The organism is Paenibacillus allorhizosphaerae (assembly GCF_042659105.1).
Taxonomy (GTDB): Bacteria; Bacillota; Bacilli; order Paenibacillales; family NBRC-103111; genus Paenibacillus_G; species Paenibacillus_G allorhizosphaerae.
In genome coordinates this window covers 406,699-424,950 of the sequence record NZ_JBHSRV010000001.1, presented here as the reverse complement: position 1 = coordinate 424,950, position 18,252 = coordinate 406,699, and the positions used below count along the sequence as shown (strand labels likewise).

The following is an 18,252-nucleotide window of genomic DNA, read 5'->3' as shown; positions in this document are numbered from 1 at the left end:
AGTTGATGCGGCTGTTAAAAGTAGCGATTTTCCCGTTAACGAGCTGTTGTGGGACATCCTGTTGCTGACGATCACCACCGCGTGTTAGCGGCGAGCCTTGACGAACCGTATGATCTCATCCAGCGAATTAATATTACGGGCTTTATCGGTAGTGATCGGGCTGAACAGATCGCCGAGCGTTTGCAGCCGCGCAACTACCGATTGCATGGTGAAATCAACCGGTCGTATTCCGCGCTCAATTTCTTCCCACAGTAGAGGCGTCGAGACGGTTGCTTCTTTCCTGGCTCTGACGGAATAAGGAGCCGGCATCGTCCGTCCGCGCCAGAGCTGCATATAATCGAGGTACAGCTTGCCTCCGCGGCGGCGGACGACACGGTCCAAAGTAACGAGGCCGGGAAGCTGCTGCTGAATGAACTCGGCTACAAAACGGTTCACTAACCGAGTGTCTTCAAACGGATATTTCGGCACGATCGGTACATAAATTTGCAGACCGGTGGCACCCGAAGTCTTGGGAACGCTGGTGAGCGTCAAGGAGTCAAGAACCGCCTTAATCCGAAGCGCGACTTCGCTCGCCATGACAAAGCTATGCTCATCAGGGGGATCCAAATCCAGCACAAGCTCCGTGGGAAAATCTTTTCGCTGGTATGTATCGAATGGGACATGAAGCTCCAGGGCAGCCATGTTTGCAACCCACACCAATGTGGCGGCATTATTCAATAAAATTCGTTCTTTTTCCTGATAAACGATCCGCGGCACCCAATTGTGAGCATGTCCATGGATGGAACGCTCTTCCAACCGTTTTCCCTCGATCCCCTCCGGGTAACGCCAGATCATGAGCATGCGGTCTTTCGCATAAGACAGAAGATAGGGCGCGACTGCACTTAAGTAGGCGATATATTGTTTTTTGCTTATACGCGCAGCGGGCCATAGAAGTTTATCGGGGTTCGTAATCGTTAGCTCTTTGCCTTCCACGTTTACCGTGAGGTCATTCATCCCGTAAGCTCCAATCCGGATCGTCTTTTATCATATTTTGCACAAATATGGTAAAGGCTATGTGTACGATGAACGCGAGCGGAGGTCGGACAGCCTTGAAGCCAATCATTCCTTTTGAACCGGTTAGACAAGAAATAATTCCTACGGGAGACCAATGGATATATCAAATCAAGTGGGATGGAGTTCGTATTCTCGCTTATGCTGACGGCAATGGCATCGCGTTATATAACCGCAAGCTGCATGAACGGACTGAGCACTATCCGGAGCTTCATGACATTTCTTCGTACTCGCGAACGAATTGTTTTATATTGGATGGAGAAATCATTGCGCTGGCCGAAGACGGAAAGCCGTCCTTCCATGAGGTGATGCGAAGAGACGGGCTCCGGCGAATGGAAAGAGTGGATCAAGTAAAGAAGCACGTGCCCGTATATTACATGGTGTTTGATATTTTATACCATAACGGGAGCTGGGTACATCAGCGGCCGCTGCATGAGCGGTTAAAGCTGCTGGGCGATATGCTCCTTCCGAACCCGGTTGTTCAGCAGGTGACGCCGCAAACCGATGGTCATGCCCTGTTCGAGCTGATGAAACAACAACGGATGGAAGGAATCGTATGCAAACGCCTCGACAGCGGCTACGAAATCGCGGGGAAAAACGCAAATTGGGTAAAAGTCAAAAACTACGGCGATATCATCGCAGCGATCGGCGGGTTCACGCTTAGCGGAAATATCGTCAATGCGGTGCTGCTTGGACTGTATGATAAGGAAGGTCGGTTCTGGTATATCGGACATACCGGAACCGGGAGACTGTCGAAGCCGGAGTGGCGCGAATTGACGGAGAAACTTAAGCCTCATGTCATTCGCGAGTCACCCTTCGCGAATAAACCGGAAAGGCATCATAACGTTTATTGGGTGCTGCCGACACTCTGCGCCAAGATTATGTACACCGAGTGGAGGCTGCAAGAGGGACGGTCGTTAAGGCAGCCGAGCATTCAGGCTTTTGTGGAGAAGCCTGCAAGGGAGTGCGTTTTCCCGATGGATATGTAAACACTGTAGAGCAGCGAATACGGTTACGGAAGGTTACAGCATCGTGATATAATAATGGCGCCTACAATCGATTGCGTACGATGTAAAAAAATTGCAAGGTGTGGAGTGGTGCCATGGATCGGATCAAAGTCATTATAGTCGACGACGAGGTGCTGGCGATTCGTCATATCAAGCAAATGATCGATTGGGAAGCTCTTGGATTTGAGGTGGTAGCGGAATCGACGTTTCCCGAAAAAGCGCTGGAGTTGGTGCTCCGGCATCAACCGCATATTGCCTTCGTGGACATCCGGATGCCCGTTCTGGACGGGCTGGCTTTCAGCCGGCAAGCGCTGGAGATCGCAAGAGAGCTGAAAATCGTTCTGCTGACCGCCTATAAGGAATTTGAATATGCCAAGGAAGCGGTCAAAATCGGAGTGTATGATTACTTGGTCAAACATGAATTGAAAGCCGATCAATTGGAAAAAGAGATGCTCAAAATCAAAAGCGATCTGGAGCGTGAGCAAAAACGCGATTTATGGGTTAGGCGTCAGTTATTTGTTGACTTATTGTCCGGACGCGATTTGCCTAGCGATCAAATTGCACTGCTAAAGAGCGCCGAACGGCCTTACCGGTACGAATTTATAATGGTACAGCGGGACCAGCCGTTCCCGGTGCTGACGCTTCCTTCGGAACAGTCACCGCCTGCTTCGCCGCTGCCATCCCCTGTGCCGCCGAATATGGAAAGCGATTCCTATTATGTTTTGGAAACGCTTCCTATTCGCGATGGACGTTGGGGCGTCGTCCTTGGGGCCGCCGTACGTCTGCAAAGCGAAAGGCAGCGGATGGATCGGCTGCTCGCCGTCGCAGGGGCCATGCGACGTTATTGTAAGGAGCAGCACGGCACGAACGTCACGCTGGCGGCGTCCCGCTCCTTCGAGGAGCTGAACAAGCTGGCTTCGGCGTACCGCGAGACGGAACGGGCGATCCAAGCATCCGTTTTTTTGCGGAGCAGCACGCTCCTTATGCCGGAAGATGTTGACTCCGATGCGAAAGAGCCGCCTCTGCAGATGGTCCCGGCCGCAGAGGTTGCGGCGGTCGCGGAGACGCTCGCGACGGGCGATGCGGACGGGCTGCGTACGGCGATCATAGCCGCTTTCGAATCCGCGACGAAGCGGCGGCGGCCGGAACGGCTGCGCGCCGTGTGCGATGAACTGACGGAGACGCTGGAGCGATACCGGAAGTCCCGCAGCCTGCAGCGGTTTGACCTTTGGGTGGCCGAAGAAGGGAGAAGCGACCCGTCGCGCTGGCATCACGTCGATTCGATCCGGGATTGGTTCATCGGCGTGTTTATGGAAACGCTCCGCGAGGCGGAGAACGCTGCGAATGCCGGGTATTCGCGCAAAATCCGGCATACGCTGGAATACATGCATGCCCATTATGCCGAGGAGCTGACCGCCGAATATTTGGCCGAACGCGTCGGAGTGAGCGGCGACCGCCTGCGGCATCTGTTCAAGGAAGAGACCGGCTTCACGATTCTTGAATATATGACGCGAATCCGGATCGGGCACGCCAAACAATTGCTGGAGACGGGCAACTACAAAATATACGAGATTGCGCTGAAAACCGGCTATAAAAGCAGCCAATATTTCAGCCAAGTGTTCCGCAAGATGACGGGCGTCAATCCGCTGGAATATGCCGAAGGGAAAGGAGCTGGCAGCGTTGATCAAGATTAGAACGAAAATTATCGCCAGCACGGCGCTCGTCGTGATCATTTCACTGTCGTTGAGCGGCTTTTTTACCTATCTTTACGTGACGCGGATCATTCGGGAGCAGTCGGTGGGCGACACGAAGACGAAGCTGTCGCAAACGGCGTCGCAAATCCGGAGGTTTCAGGAGCAGGCGATCAAGACGGCCGAATACATTATTTCCGACGAAGAAATCAATACGCTGCTCATTCCGAGAGAGAGCCTGTCGCTGGAGGAAGCGCACTTCATTAAGGAAGGCGTCAAAGAAAAGCTCAAGCGGTTTACGTCCTTGAACACGACGATTTACAATATTATGATCGTCCGCAGCGACGGGCAAGTGTTCTCGAACAACAGCGGCTTCGAATCGTACTTTGCCGATTACTTAAAGGAACGTTGGTTCACGGATATGAAGCAGCGCGGTACGAGCACCGGATTTTCCGTTCCGCACGAATTGAACCGGGCGAACATGGGCGGCGGCAATCAGATGGTGATCAGCTATACTGCCCATTACAAAAATTTGCTCGATCGTTCGTCAGCCGAGTACGATCTGGTGCTCGATATCGCGTATTCGGAGATCAGTCAAGCGTTTGGCCAGGGCATGGCCGCTTTCGAACAGGTCATGCTGCTGAACGGGGAGGGCCAGCCGCTCTACGGCAGCAAGCCGCCAGAGGACAAGAGGTTCACCGATATGATTGCCAAGACGTTCACGAACGGCAAGTCCTATGCGGAAAATCGCGACCATATCGTGCTGACCGACGATTCGATGAAAGACTGGGTGCAGGTTGCCGTCATCTCCAAAAGCAGGTTGTTCGATAAAATCAACAACATCCTGTACATGTATTTGATCATTATCGTCTCTAGTCTTGTCGTGACGCTCGCTATCATGCTGCCCATCATCTGGAGCATCACGAATCCGATATCTCGCCTGACCCAGGCGATGAAGCGTGTTTCCGTCGGCGATTTGAACACGAGCATCATGATCCGAAGCGGCGATGAAATGGAAATTCTCGGCGCCGGTTTTAACAAGATGGTGATCGAGCTGAAGGAGCGGATCGCATCTTCGGTTCGGGACGAAGAGACGAAACGTCGGATGCAGATCGATTTGCTTATGTCGCAAATAAATCCTCATTTTGTATATAACACTCTCAACACCGTCATTTATTTGTCGCATGACGAACGCAACCGCGATGTAGCCAAAATTACGGAAAATTTGATCGCCATTTTGCAAGATACGATCAAAACCGGCAAAGGTGCGGAATTTGCGACGGTAGCCGAAGAGGTGGAGATTATCCGGAACTACATCGGCATCCAGCAGTACCGGTATCCGGAGCGGTTTACGGTCGAATGGCAGATCGGCGAAGAAACGGCGCAAGCCGTCCTGCCGCGCATGATGATTCAGCCGCTGGTGGAAAACGCCTTGTTTCATGGTATACAGCCGTCCGAGGAGCCGGGCCTGATTCGCATCCGCACGTATTGCGAAGAGGGACAACTGGTCGTCGGCATTGAGGATAACGGGGTCGGCATGGATGCGTCCGCGCTGCAGCGTCTCATCGACGGCTCCAAATCCGGACATCCGACGAATCACACGAGAGGCATCGGCCTGTCCAACATAAAGGAACGGCTGCAGCATCATTACGGCTCGTCTTTTCATGTCGATATCCGCAGCAAGCCGATGGATGGCACGTCCGTTTTGATCCGGCTGCCGTTTGAGCTTCCGATTACAGAAGAAACTGCCGGATATTGAACAAAATAACCGGATTGTTGCATTGGCTGACCGAACCGAATTCGGTAATATGATTGGTGTAAGCGCTTACTGCGAGTGGAGGATATCGAATGGAGGAAAACGAATGGCGAAACGAAAAACAAAGCTGTATTTGTTTTTGTTGTTGACCTTCATGCTGGTTGCGTCCGTGGCGGCGGGATGCAGCGGAGGCGATTCGAAACCGGCGGGGGGCGAGGCGGCCTCTTCCGGCGACGGCAAGGGGAACGCAGCCAATCCGAATGAGTTGAAAGCGACGATCAAAGTATGGGATTGGGACGAAACGTTCCAAAAAACGATGATCCCGGAGTTCAACAAAAAGTATCCGAATATTAAAGTGGAATATACGGTCGTCAATCCGAACGATTATTTGCAAAAGCTGCAAAGCGGCATTGCGTCCGGCTCGGATGTGCCCGATGTCATCTTAAGCGAGATGGCTTATCGAGGCAAACTGTTCGACCTGGATGTGCTCGATAACATCGAGAAAGCGCCGTACAATTTCAAAAGGGCGGAGCTGCTCGACTATTTGATTCCGCTGCTGACGAATTCGAAGGGGGAGCTGGTCGGCGTCGATCAGCAAATTACGCCGGCCGGTCTTGCGTATCGCCGGGACTTGGCAAAGCAGTATTTGGGCACCGATGACCCGGCGCAGCTGGAGAAATTGCTGCCGGACTGGAACGCCTTTATCGCCAAAGGCATCGAGGTCAAAGAAAAGAGCGGCGGCAAGGTGACGATGTTTGCCGGGCTGAGCGATGCGTTCGGCGTGCTGCGCGGGCAAAACGCGATGGAATACATCAAAGGCAAAGAAATCGACTTGACCAAACGGATGAAAGGCCCGCTGGATACATTATTCAAAATGCGCAATGCCGGCATATTAGGCAAATACGAGATGAGTTCTCCGGCCTGGTCGAGCTCGCTGTCCAAGGGCGAGAACATTTTTTACGGCATGGCCCCTTGGGGACCGAAATGGAACATTTCGGCTAACGACAAGGACGGCAAAGGACGCTGGGGCTTGGTCAAAGCGCCTGGCGGAGGCTACACGCTCGGTGGCACGGCTGTCAGCATATATAAGGATAGCAAACAAAAACAGGCGGCGTGGGCGTTTATTAACTTCTGTTATGTTTCCGACGAAGGGACCAAAATCGCGCTGGAGAAATTCGGTTTTACGCCGGGCATCAAATCGTTTTATACGAAAAATGCTGATCTCGTCAACAAAGGCTCCGAATTTGACGCTTTTTTCGGCGGGCAAAATTTGACGAAATATTTTATCGACAAAATCGTTCCGGACTTGAAGGGGCAGGCGCAAACGAAATATGAATCGATCGTAGACGGCGCGTTCAAGACGCTGTACCCGCTATGGACCCAGGATACGAGCATCGATGCGGACAAGGCGCTGGAGAAATTCAAGGCCGAAGTGAAGAGCAAAGCTCCCGATGCCGTATTGAAGTAACGCCATTTATCGCAAAAAGGGAAACGGTGCCCGAGCCTAGGCCATCCCGCTCTATCGCAAGCGGATGGAACAAGGGGCCGTTTCCCAACTATATTCGGGAACCGGTGGGGGTGTGGACTTGAAGACAGAAACCGTTGCTAAGCGTTGGGGGCTGGCGATCCGCAATCCCGGCATACGCGTATGGCCCTATTTGTTCGTACTGCCGTTTGTAGCGCTCTATATCCTGTTTCATTTATACCCTGTCGCCTACTCGCTTTATTTAAGCTTGAACGAGTGGAACGGCGTCGGCCCGAAGACGTTTATCGGACTGGACAATTACGTGCAGCTGCTGACAAACGATCCGCTGTTTTACAAGTCGCTGTACAACACGTTCGTCATTATGCTGATGTCTCTGCCAGCAACGCTCGTGCTCGGAATGCTGCTCGCATTCTGGACGTTTCATCTGACGCGGGGCCGCCGTTTTTTTCAAACGGTCAACATGCTGCCGTACATTACGACGCCCGTCGCGATCGGCTTTATTTTCTCGTTTCTGTTCGATTGGCAGACCGGTACGGTCAATCAGGTGCTCCTTCGTCTCGGGTTGATGGAGGAAGGCTATTATTGGCTGCAAAATCCGTGGTCGTCGCGAATCATCATTGCGATCATGATCATATGGCGGTATCTCGGCTATTTCATGGCCATTTATTTGGCCGGGATGACGGCTGTGCCGCAAGAAATATTCGAAGCGGCGAAAGTGGACGGTTCGACCGGGTTTCATACGTTTACGCGAATTACGCTTCCGCTGCTCCGAAACATTACGGTGTTTCTCGTCGTAACGTCTGTCATCGGCGGCCTTCAGTTGTTCGACGAACCGAAGTTGCTGTACGGCGGCTGGTCGGGAGCAAGCTCGATCGGCGGACCGGATAACGCTGCATTGACCGTCATCTGGAAATTCGTGGACGATTCGTTTATTTCCAATACGAGGTTCGGGTATGGCGCATCCATCGCCTATACGCTGTTCGTCATTATCGTCATTTTGTCGATTCTGAGCTACAAATTGACATCCGGTAAGGAGGAAACGTCATGAAGGTGCTGAAATGGACGTTCCTGCTGCTCGTCACCGCGATCTCGCTCGTGCCGTTTTACGTAATGCTGACGATGTCGACCTATTATAATGAAGATATTTTCAAAGGGCTGCCGCTGTGGCCGAGCGATTATTTGCCGGAAAATTTGAAGACGGTGTTTGCGACCAATTTTTTTCGAGTGTATGCAAATAGCCTTATCGTCTCCGTATGCTCGGTTGTGCTCTCGGTACTCATCAGTGCGCTGGCCGGTTATGCGGTCGCCAAATATGAATTTCGCATGAAGCGGTTCATGAATTATTTTATTATCATTACATTGATGGTACCGTCTCAAGTCGGATTGATCGGCTATATTATCCAAATGAAGCATATGGGGCTTGGCAATACGTTATTTCCGATTATCTTGATTTGGACGGCGTTCCCGTTCGGGGCGTTTTTCATGACGCAGTACATCAAGGACTCGGTGCCTAGCGAAATGATCGAATGCGCGCGGATCGACGGCTGCTCGGAGCCGGGCATTTTATTCCGCATCGTCTTTCCGTTGATCGTGCCGGGCTTGTCCACCCTCGCCACGCTCGTCTTCTTGTGGTCGTGGAATAATTACTTGCTGCCGCTCGTCACCATTAACAATTCGAAATGGTATACGATCCCGGTGTTCGTGTCGAATCTCGGCATCGTGCATCGTACCGATTATGCCGCGCGGATGGCGGCACTGGCCATGTCGACGATTCCCGTATTGATCGTCTTCCTGCTCGGCTCGAAAACGTTCATTAAAGGCATCACGGCCGGAGCCATAAAAGGATAAAGGTGCTTCTCCGGGATATGCATTACGCTGCATCGTGCATCAGTCGCTTTCAATCCAAAGTTTCATGCACGTCGAAGTTGTTTCGAACCTTCATGGAATCAAGAACCAGCACTACGAGGCTGCCGAATGCTATCGGCGGCCTATTGCTGCGTAATCGGGCAAAGCGGTTTACAAAAGCTGGATTTGTTGTTAATGTGACTAAATGAGGAATGATTATCGAACGAAAGGCTAGGGCATGAGTATGAGAGAGCTTTGGACGCTTAAAGAGTTTATATGGCGGTTCCGCTACCGGTACGCGATCGGCATTCTTTCCATCATCATTACCGATGTATGCCAACTGTGCATCCCGTGGGTTCTCGGGCGGTTTACCGACGACGTGAAAGACGGGAGCATCGCCTCGTCCCAATTGTGGACGTATATCGGTTATTTGCTCATTGCAAGCGCCGGTATTTTCATCTTCAGGTACATGTGGCGGGTCATGATCTTCGGGGCGGCACGGACGCTGGAGTATGAGATGAGAAATCGGCTGTTCGCGCATTATCAGAAGCTGTCGGCATCCTGGTACAACCGACGCAAGACCGGCGATCTGATGGCTCTGGCGACGAACGATTTGCAAGCGCTTCGATTTACGTTCGGCGGCGGCGTTGTAACGGCTTTCGACTCGCTGATCTTGCTCAGCACCGCCATCGTCATGATGACGATTACGGTCGATTGGCGGCTAACCATCGTCGGGCTGTTGCCGTTGCCGGTGATGGCCTTCATTGCCCTGCGGTTCGGGTCGCAAATCCATGAGCGATTCCGCGACGCGCAGCAAGCGTTCTCCGGTTTGACGGATCGGGTACAGGAGAACATTTCCGGCATGCGGGTGGTGAAAGCTTTTGCCCAGGAGGAAACGGAGGTTCACAAGTTCGCGTCGATGAACGAGCATAACTTCGAACGCAATATGAGCGTGGCTCGTCTCCAGGCGCTGTTCAATCCGCTGGTGCAATGGATTACCGGCGTCAGTCTGCTGCTTGTGCTCGGTTATGGCGGCATTCTCGTCGTACAAGAGCGGATCACGCTCGGCGAATTTGTCACGTTCAATGCTTATATGGGTTTGCTCGCGGGACCGATCATGGCGATTGGATGGATGATCAACATATTTCAACGCGGAGCCGCTTCGATGAGCCGAATTAATGAAATATTGAACACCCGAGGCGAGATTGCCGACGATGCGGATCAAGTGAAGCCGATTCACCAATTGACGGGATCGATTCACATTTCCGATCTGTCGTTCCGTTACCCGGGCGCCGATTCGAATGCGCTGCATCGTATCAACCTCGATATCAAGCAGGGGCAGACGGTCGCGATTATCGGACGAACCGGAAGCGGCAAATCGACCTTGGTCAACCTGCTCGTCCGGCTCTACGATTACAAAGAGGGCGGCATTCTTATCGACGGCCACGTGCTGCGGGAAATTCCCCTGTCCGTGCTGCGGCGCGATATCGGTTTTGTACCGCAGGAAAACTTCCTGTTCTCCGAAACGATTCGCGACAACATCGCGTTCGGTACGGATGAGGCCCCGTTCGAGAACGTTAGGAAAGCGGCCGACGACGCGCAGGTGCTGGACAACATCGTCGATTTCCCGGATCGATTCGATACGATGCTCGGCGAGCGGGGCGTAACGCTGTCCGGTGGGCAAAAGCAGCGCATCTCCATTGCCAGGGCGATGATCAAAGATCCGGCGATCCTCATTTTGGATGACAGCTTGTCGGCTGTCGATACAAAAACGGAAGAAGCGATCCTAAGCCGGCTGAAAAGCAACCGCCGCAACAAGACGACGATCATGATCGCGCACCGGGTGTCTACGGTTCAGCATGCCGATCAGATCATCGTGATGGAGGACGGAGCGATCGTAGAGCGGGGCAGCCACGAGGAGCTGCTGGCGCTGCATGGACATTACCGGAATTTGTACGAAAAGCAGCTGTTGGAAGAACAGGTCGCCGGGGAATCGTGAGGAAGGTGAGAAGACATGAGTATTCATGAGGAGAAACAACTGACGCAAGCTTACGATCTCGGTTTGATGGGCCGCTTGCTTCGTTATGCGAAACCGCATGCCAAACGGCTCATGCTGTCGGTATGTCTGGTCGTCTTGATCACGATTGCCGATCTTTGCGGACCGTATTTGATCAAAATCGCCATTGACGACCATATCAACGGCTTGTCGCTGCCGATGGTCGATGTGGGTGGGACGGAGGCGGCGACCGTGGCGCCCGCCGTTTCATATGGCAATCTGGTGCTCGTAAGAGAGCGGGAGCTGGATGGCAAATTTCCGGCGGAACAGCTTCAGAACAAGCAGCGGTATCGGATCGTCAAGACCGGTTCAACGTCCGAGCTGGTGCAGCTAACCGCAAACGGAGGGACAACGCCCGTCGCGCAGCTCAGCAAAGCGGACGTAGATCGATTCCGCAATCAGGACATTCAAGCGTTGTATCGATTGTCCGGCTTTTATTTGCTGCTCGTATCCGTGACGTTTATTTTGAACTATACGCAAACATACACGTTAAATCTGATTGCGCAAAAAATTATTTACACATTAAGAGCAAACTTGTTCGCCCATCTGCAGCGGCTTTCGTTCAGCTTCTTCGACCGAAACCCGGTGGGCCGTCTCGTGACCCGGATTACGAACGACACGCAGACGCTCAACGACATGTACAGCAACGTCATGATTAACTTGATCAAAGACATATTTATGCTCATCGGCATTATGGTTGTCATGCTAAATCTGAATGTACGCCTGGCACTCGTATCGTTCCTGACGCTGCCGCTCATTATCGCCGCTACGATCGTTTACCGCAAATATGCGCGCGAAGCGATGCGCGAGGTCCGGATCAAGCTGGCGCAAATCAATGCGACATTGAACGAAAATATTACCGGGATGCGCGTGGTGCAAATTTTCCACCGGGAAAAGCAGCAAAACCGGAAGGTGGAAGCGATCAACCGCAGCCATTTTGACGCGAATACGAAGGAGCTCCATGTGTCTTCGCTGTATCGCCCGGTCATGGACTTTGTCTACGCTATCGGTTTGGCGCTCCTGATCTGGTTCGGCGGCGGGCAGATGGTGCAAGGCGCGGTGGAGTTCGGCGTTCTCTACGCTTTTGTGGACTACATCAACCGCTTTTTCAAGCCGATTCAGGATTTGGCCGAGAAGTTTACGATTTTGCAGCAGTCGATGGTGTCGTCCGAGCGAATTTTCGAGCTGTTGGACGAGAAGGACGATTTGCCGGAGCCGGCTCATCCTCGCCATCTGGATAACGTCGCGGGAAGCATCGTCTTCGAGCAAGTGTCGTTTGCATATAATCCCGGGGAGTGGGTGCTCAAAGACATCGATTTGACCATCAAACCGGGAGAGACCGTCGCCTTTGTCGGCGCGACGGGCGCAGGCAAAAGCTCGATTATTAGTTTATTATGCCGGTTTTACGATGTGCAGAAAGGCTCGATCCGTCTCGACGGCGTAGATATCCGCGAATTGCCCAAGCAGGAGCTGCGCAATTATATCGGGCTCGTACAGCAGGATGTGTTTCTGTTCTCCGAGGACATTAAGACGAATATCCGGCTTGGCAACGACACGCTAAAGGACGAGGACATCCGGAACATTTGCGAATACGTCAATGCGGACGTGTTTATCGAGAAGCTGCCGCGCGGCTACGACGAGCCCGTGATGGAACGGGGCGCCAATTTATCCGCTGGACAACGCCAACTGATTGCGATCGCGAGAACGCTCGCTTTTAACCCGTCGATCTTGATCTTGGATGAGGCTACGGCGAATATCGATACGGAAACCGAGCTGCTCATTCAGGATGCATTCCAAAAAATTTCCTCCGGCCGAACGACCATTATCGTAGCGCACCGGCTGTCGACCATTCAGCATGCCGACAAGATCGTCGTCCTGCATAAGGGTACCATCCGCGAAATGGGGACGCATCAGGAGCTGCTGCTGAAAAACGGGCTATACCGGAAGCTTTACGAGCTTCAGTATCGGGAGTCTTATACTGAAAAAGCCGAGCAAGCCGAAAAAGCCGCTACTTGACGGCTTATGGCCTACCCGACTCTTTATATCCTGACGCTTGCCGACAAAGTACACGAGGTATGGAAGTCGCCCATCATGGTCGATGCAGAAGGGGGGGATCCGGAGGCGCAAAGAAAGTGGGGGGTAGGCGTTGCCGAGGCCAGTACGAAGGCGTTTCGCCAGTGGATTGTCAACGTGGCGTGCGATAACCTGGTTGCGCTGTTTTGCGGTCACGTGCATTTCCCGCATCGGGACGCATTCGCAGCCGGCCGTTATCAGTATGTGACCGGTCCCGGCTTCACTGGCGGGTATCGTAAAATTATGATCGTACCATAAGCGCGGCCGCATGTTTGATTTCCGCCGGCGATCGCTTCCACCACAATTTAGGATGTAAGACGCTGGCTGCCCGCATGTTCTCCGGGTGGCCTTTTCTAATGTGCAGGACAGGAATGCTCCATTGACGGGACCGTTCGGGGAAGTGGCGACATACCATTGACGTGTGCAGGATATATTAAATGCGATCAGGTCGTCCGGACTTTAATTAAATTGAAGCACATCGAAGAAATGTTTGCGGCGGACGGAACATGCTGGGTGGATGAATCTATGGACGGAACGGGAATGCTCTCCAATCAGAAGCTGGACGAATGATGCGACTGGAAGTCCAATCTTTTGCCGCTTTTCTCCGGCAATGATTGGGAAAGGTTGACGAACCATCAAAAAACTTTTATCATATTAATTACTTACCCTAAGTAATTATTTTTTGAAAGGAGGCCGAACATGGAACAGAACGTTTCGCTGTTTTTTCATATGAATCAAATGTACCGCCAATACATCGATCAGTTAAATCAGCTATTGAGCAAGTACAATTTATATAGTTCCCAGTGGGCGATTTTGTATTTGCTGCATTATCGCGGATCTAACACCTTGAACGAAGTAGCGCAAATGCGAAACGTGGAAGGTCCGACCATTACGCGTCTGACGAATAAATTGAAAGATCTGGGCTATGTTATAACGGTTCATGGCGAAGATCGGCGTACCAAGAAAATTACGGTCACGGATCACGGCGTTGAAATCATAAAAAAAATCGAGTCCGAAATCGCGGAGTTTCAAAACAAGATCACGCAAGGCATTCCGACCGAAGGGATGGAAATGATGAACGCTTATATTGCGACGATTCATGACAATTTAAAAAAACAAAAAGGGTGTCATGATTGGGTGCAATCGTAAGTCGTCATTCGCAGGATTCACCGCTTTTCATCTGGATATTCTGTATTAGATAAAGAGAAGCTAATTGTAAAAGGTGGAGAAGGAGAGATGAACTTGTTATGAGCAACGATACGGAACTGCAGTCCAAACCGGATGGAGCGCTGAAAAGAGGTCCCATACTGTTTGCCATGCTGCTCGGCGCATTCGTTGCGTTTTTGAACCAAACGCTGCTGAATGTTGCCTTGCCAAGCATTATGAAAGATCTGAACACGAATGAGACAACCGTTCAGTGGCTAAGTACAGGGTTTATGCTCGTCAACGGTGTTTTAATGCCGATCACAGCCTACTTGATGGCTAAATTTTCAACAAGACAAATATTCATTACTGGCATGTCTCTATTTACTTTAGGAACATTGCTTTGTGCGATTAGCCCTACTTTTTCGGTTCTGCTGGGAGGAAGGCTGATCCAGGCGGCTGGTGCAGGGATTATGATGCCGCTGCTGTCCGTCGTTATTTTGAATATTTATCCCCTTGAGCAGCGCGGGCGGGCGATGGGGACCATCGGTCTTGCTATGATCCTAGCTCCGGCAATCGGTCCGACGCTATCCGGCTTTATTGTTGAACATTATAACTGGAGAGTATTGTTTTATATCATTTTGCCAATCTCCTTTATTTCTATACTGGTTGGGGTTAAATTCATCAAGAACGTAACGGCGCAAAGCAATCCGAGCCTTGATATGCCGTCGGTCTTGCTTTCGACCATTGGATTTGGCGGTCTGCTGTACGGATTCAGCGATGCGGGCGCCAAAGGCTGGAGCGATCCCGTCGTCGTCATCTGTCTGGTGGCGGGTGCGATCGCGCTGCTGCTTTTTGTATTAAGACAATTCAAGCTGGAAACGCCATTGCTGGAGTTCCGTGTATTCAAATACAACATGTACTCGCTGAACTCGATTATTCTCATCGTAGTCAATATGGCCTTGTTCTCGGGTATGATTTTACTCCCGATTTATCTTCAAAATACGCGGGGCATCAGCGCACTCGATTCCGGATTATTGATGCTCCCGGGCGCAATTATTATGGGGATCATGTCACCGGTAACGGGCGCGTTATTCGATAAATTCGGGGCCAAATGGCTTAGCATCATAGGTCTGGCGATTACTATCGTAACGACGTGGGAGTTTAGCACATTGTCGATGGAAACGTCGTACGTACATCTGCTCGTTATGTATTCTTTCCGGATGTTCGGGATGTCGCTGCTCATGATGCCGATTCAAACGGCCGCGCTGAACGATATACCTCAAAAGCTGAACGCACACGGAACCGTTATGCTTAACACGCTGCGTACGGTGTTCGGAGCGATCGGCACCGCCATTTTCATAACGCTGTACAGCACCGAAATGAAAAATTATTTGTTTAACGAGACGGGAATCAGCATGGACGACAAAGCGGCCTTGGGCAGACTTGCAATGGAATCGCCAGAAGTATTGGCTCAAGCGAGCATCTACGGTACGAATTACTCGTTCATCGTGGCAACCGCCCTGACCGTCGTAGCGTTGGTGTTTGCACTGTTCATAAAACGATCTGTGCCTAAAGACGCGAAAGGCGTTCCGATGAAAACAGCTAAATTAAGCGGAGAAAGAGGCTGAAGAAAACACCAAACGGTTCATCATCGTATCATGAAAGGATGGATTAACGGGACGGTCGTTACGGCAGACGGTGGATGGACGGCATATTAAAACAAGTTGCTATCCTCGGATAAGCAATCCATAAGAAATCATATCAATGGATGCATGGTATGATGAAGAGGATATTGTACCATGAAAGGAGCCGTTCAATGCAAACCTTGAATTATATTCCCGTTGTCAAAACGGAAATGCTCATTCGCAGACCGGCTGCAGCCGTGTTTGAAGCTTTTGTCGACCCTGCCATTACTATAAAATTTTGGTTCACCAAAAGCAGCGGGAAACTGGAAGCGGGTAAGCGTGTCCGTTGGGATTGGGAGATGTACGGCGTAGGAGATGACATCTACGTAAAAGAAATCGAGCAAAACCGGCGCATTGTGATCGAATCGTCGGACGGCACCACGGTCGAGTGGATCTTTACCCCTCGCAGCGATAACGAAACGATCGTAACGATTACGAACTCCGGATTTACGGGAACCGGGGACGAAGTGGTCATTCGGGCATTGGATTCAACGGAAGGGTACACGATGGTGCTGTGCGGATTAAAGGCGCTGCTTGAGCATAACGTTGTCCTCAATCTTGTAGCGGATAAGGCCCCGGATGCCCATGTTCAACGTTAAAATTATTGTTCATTAGTATTAGCTTTGGAAAAACGGCAGGCGAACCGATTGGTTCGCTTGCCGTTTTTTTAAGATCAGAGATTGCGCGGCTTCATCCAGCGTGATCCGCCTGCCGCTTCAGAAACTCGCGCACGGACGGGTCGGCGCAAAGACCGATGGCACGGCTGTAAGCGGTGCGGGCTTCTTCGTGCCGTTCCATTCGCATGAGCAAATGAGCGGCAAGCGCCCAATACGGTTGGTAGCTCACGACTTGTGCGGACGGGATCGCTTCCAGCAGCGCCCATCCGTGCTGAGGCCCTTGCGCTTCGGCCATAGCGGCGGCTCGGCCAACCGCTGCCCCAATGGTAGGGGCCAAGCGAACGAGCCCTTCATACAACAGGGCGATTTCGTCCCATGCGGTGCGACCAGACCATGCGCGCTGGGCATGCACCGATTGGATCGCCGCCAGAAGCTGGAAGCGGCCGACGCGACCTACTTGTGCGGCACGGTGGAGGCAGCGCTCCGCCTCCGCGATCATCGTTTCCGACCAAAGCGTCATATCTTGCTCGGAGAGGGGAACGTAGTTTCCCCCTACATCGCGGCGGGCGTCGCGGCGTGCTTCGCAGTGCAGCATAAGCGCCAGCAATGCTTGTGCCTCGGGCTCTTCAGGCATAAAGCGCACGAGCAGCCTTCCCAAGTAAATCGCCTCTTCAGCCAATCCTTTGCGGCGCTCGTCAACTCCCGTCACGTCGTCCCAACCGCTGCCGTAAGCGGCATATATCGCTTCAAGTACCGAGTCGAGGCGTTCCGGCCATTGTTCGGGGTGAGGCATTTCGAACTTAACGTCTTTGGCGCGTAAGTTCGCTTTCACTCGGGTGAGCCGTTGGCCCATCGTGGACGGCTTCACGATGAAGGAGGACGCGATGCGTGCCGCATCGATTCCCAATACCGTTTGAAGCATCAGCGGAGTACGCACGCTCGGATCGATGGATGGGTGGGTGCACATCAACAGCATCTTGAGACGTTCGTCAGGAAAGTCCATGCCGGAAGAAGACCGCTGCTGCACTTCCTCCGACATAGCTTGCAGCGCAGGCATAACCCTCTCGTGTATGCGCCCGCGACGAGCGCGATCGATAAGCCGCCGCCGCGCCGTTGTAAGAAGCCAAGCCTCCGGCTTGTCCGGAACGCCAATGCGAGGCCATGTTTCTAAAGCTATAAGGAAGGCGTCGGCCAGCGCATCTTCGGCCGCTTCCACGTCACGCCATCGTACGGACAAGTAGGCTACCAACCTGCCGTACGATTCGCGAGCTGTCAACTCAATAATGTGTTGTGTGTTCATGGTATGTTGTTATTTGATCTGCGGAATGTTTTGCCTTACTTCGACGGCATTGACCGGACTGCGTGCCGCCCACTCCAACGCTTTGTCAAGATCCGGCACGTCGATAATGAATAAACCGCCGATTTGCTCTTTCGTCTCGGTAACCGGCCCATCCTGCACCAACAGCTCACCGTCTCGGCGCCGTAAGGTTGTGGCCGTTTCCGGAGGGTAGAGGCCGGAACTGCTCACAACAATTCCTGCTTCGCGCAAAGCTTTTACATAATGGGTCCAGCCGGCCAAATACGCCTGCTGACGCGACGGATCGGTGCGTGCTGAGAAATCCTCCGGGTTTTCATAAAATAGCAATGTGTAGTGCATCGTTTTATTTCTCCTCTCGAATGGGTTTGAGCGCGTTATGTTGTCCACTCAATCTAATGACGAACGAGCGCCAACGACTTCTACATGTTTCGGAAAATTTTGTGGAAGCATAAAGTAAAGATACCATGTTTAGATGTGACGTGTGGAATATTTCCTTTGAAACTCACGGCAGCTGCGTCCTTC

At 52.1% G+C, this 18,252-nt stretch carries 15 protein-coding genes; 12 read left to right on the top strand and 3 right to left on the bottom strand.

Annotation, left to right across the window (positions count from 1 at the left end; all coding sequences use genetic code 11):
- Window positions 1-84: 84 nt before the first annotated feature.
- The gene (gene ligD, locus ACFQI7_RS01770) at window positions 85-993 is read right to left on the bottom strand and encodes a non-homologous end-joining DNA ligase (protein WP_218096685.1); all 909 of its coding nucleotides are present in this window, start codon (window positions 991-993) and stop codon (window positions 85-87) included.
- Between the two features lie 68 nt (window positions 994-1,061).
- Here ligD and ACFQI7_RS01765 point away from each other — a divergent pair, with 68 nt between their 5' ends.
- From ACFQI7_RS01765 to ACFQI7_RS01710, 12 genes are all read left to right on the top strand, one after another.
- Window positions 1,062-2,039: an ATP-dependent DNA ligase gene (locus ACFQI7_RS01765; RefSeq protein ID WP_218096684.1), complete on the top strand. Its 978-nt coding sequence runs from the start codon at window positions 1,062-1,064 to the stop codon at window positions 2,037-2,039.
- Between the two features lie 113 nt (window positions 2,040-2,152).
- Window positions 2,153-3,751 (top strand): response regulator transcription factor, encoded by a 1,599-nt coding sequence (locus ACFQI7_RS01760; protein WP_218096683.1) that lies wholly within the window; start codon window positions 2,153-2,155, stop codon window positions 3,749-3,751.
- Window positions 3,738-5,507, top strand: a complete 1,770-nt coding sequence (locus ACFQI7_RS01755) for a sensor histidine kinase (protein WP_218096682.1) — start codon at window positions 3,738-3,740, stop codon at window positions 5,505-5,507. Before ACFQI7_RS01760 ends, ACFQI7_RS01755 begins: the two co-directional genes overlap by 14 nt.
- A 103-nt stretch (window positions 5,508-5,610) precedes the next feature.
- A complete protein-coding gene (locus tag ACFQI7_RS01750) occupies window positions 5,611-6,972 on the top strand; it encodes an ABC transporter substrate-binding protein (RefSeq protein ID WP_218096681.1) in 1,362 nt (453 codons plus the stop codon).
- Between the two features lie 118 nt (window positions 6,973-7,090).
- Window positions 7,091-8,038: a carbohydrate ABC transporter permease gene (locus ACFQI7_RS01745; RefSeq protein WP_230414584.1), complete on the top strand. Its 948-nt coding sequence runs from the start codon at window positions 7,091-7,093 to the stop codon at window positions 8,036-8,038.
- Complete coding sequence (locus ACFQI7_RS01740) at window positions 8,035-8,838, top strand: carbohydrate ABC transporter permease (protein WP_218096679.1); 804 nt, start codon at window positions 8,035-8,037, stop codon at window positions 8,836-8,838. The genes ACFQI7_RS01745 and ACFQI7_RS01740 overlap by 4 nt, the downstream gene beginning before the upstream one ends.
- A gap of 235 nt (window positions 8,839-9,073) precedes the next feature.
- A complete protein-coding gene (locus ACFQI7_RS01735; protein ID WP_218096678.1) occupies window positions 9,074-10,834 on the top strand; it encodes an ABC transporter ATP-binding protein in 1,761 nt (586 codons plus the stop codon).
- A gap of 15 nt (window positions 10,835-10,849) precedes the next feature.
- Window positions 10,850-12,907: an ABC transporter ATP-binding protein gene (locus tag ACFQI7_RS01730; RefSeq protein WP_218096677.1), complete on the top strand. Its 2,058-nt coding sequence runs from the start codon at window positions 10,850-10,852 to the stop codon at window positions 12,905-12,907.
- Window positions 12,908-12,982: 75 nt separating this feature from the next.
- Entirely contained in the window at window positions 12,983-13,222 is a 240-nt protein-coding gene (locus ACFQI7_RS01725) for a hypothetical protein (RefSeq protein WP_218096676.1), read from the top strand.
- Between the two features lie 441 nt (window positions 13,223-13,663).
- Window positions 13,664-14,113 carry a MarR family winged helix-turn-helix transcriptional regulator gene (locus tag ACFQI7_RS01720; RefSeq protein WP_218096675.1) on the top strand — a complete coding sequence of 150 codons (450 nt, stop codon included), beginning with the start codon at window positions 13,664-13,666 and terminating at the stop codon, window positions 14,111-14,113.
- A gap of 98 nt (window positions 14,114-14,211) precedes the next feature.
- Complete coding sequence (locus ACFQI7_RS01715) at window positions 14,212-15,738, top strand: DHA2 family efflux MFS transporter permease subunit (RefSeq protein WP_218096674.1); 1,527 nt, start codon at window positions 14,212-14,214, stop codon at window positions 15,736-15,738.
- Between the two features lie 188 nt (window positions 15,739-15,926).
- Window positions 15,927-16,394: an SRPBCC family protein gene (locus ACFQI7_RS01710; RefSeq protein WP_218096673.1), complete on the top strand. Its 468-nt coding sequence runs from the start codon at window positions 15,927-15,929 to the stop codon at window positions 16,392-16,394.
- Between the two features lie 91 nt (window positions 16,395-16,485).
- Here the strand turns inward: ACFQI7_RS01710 and ACFQI7_RS01705 are convergent, their stop codons facing one another.
- Both ACFQI7_RS01705 and ACFQI7_RS01700 read right to left on the bottom strand, forming a co-directional pair.
- Window positions 16,486-17,712 carry an RNA polymerase sigma factor gene (locus ACFQI7_RS01705; RefSeq protein WP_218096672.1) on the bottom strand — a complete coding sequence of 409 codons (1,227 nt, stop codon included), beginning with the start codon at window positions 17,710-17,712 and terminating at the stop codon, window positions 16,486-16,488.
- A gap of 9 nt (window positions 17,713-17,721) precedes the next feature.
- Window positions 17,722-18,069, bottom strand: a complete 348-nt coding sequence (locus ACFQI7_RS01700) for a YciI family protein (RefSeq protein ID WP_218096671.1) — start codon at window positions 18,067-18,069, stop codon at window positions 17,722-17,724.
- Between the last annotated feature and the right edge of the window lie 183 nt (window positions 18,070-18,252).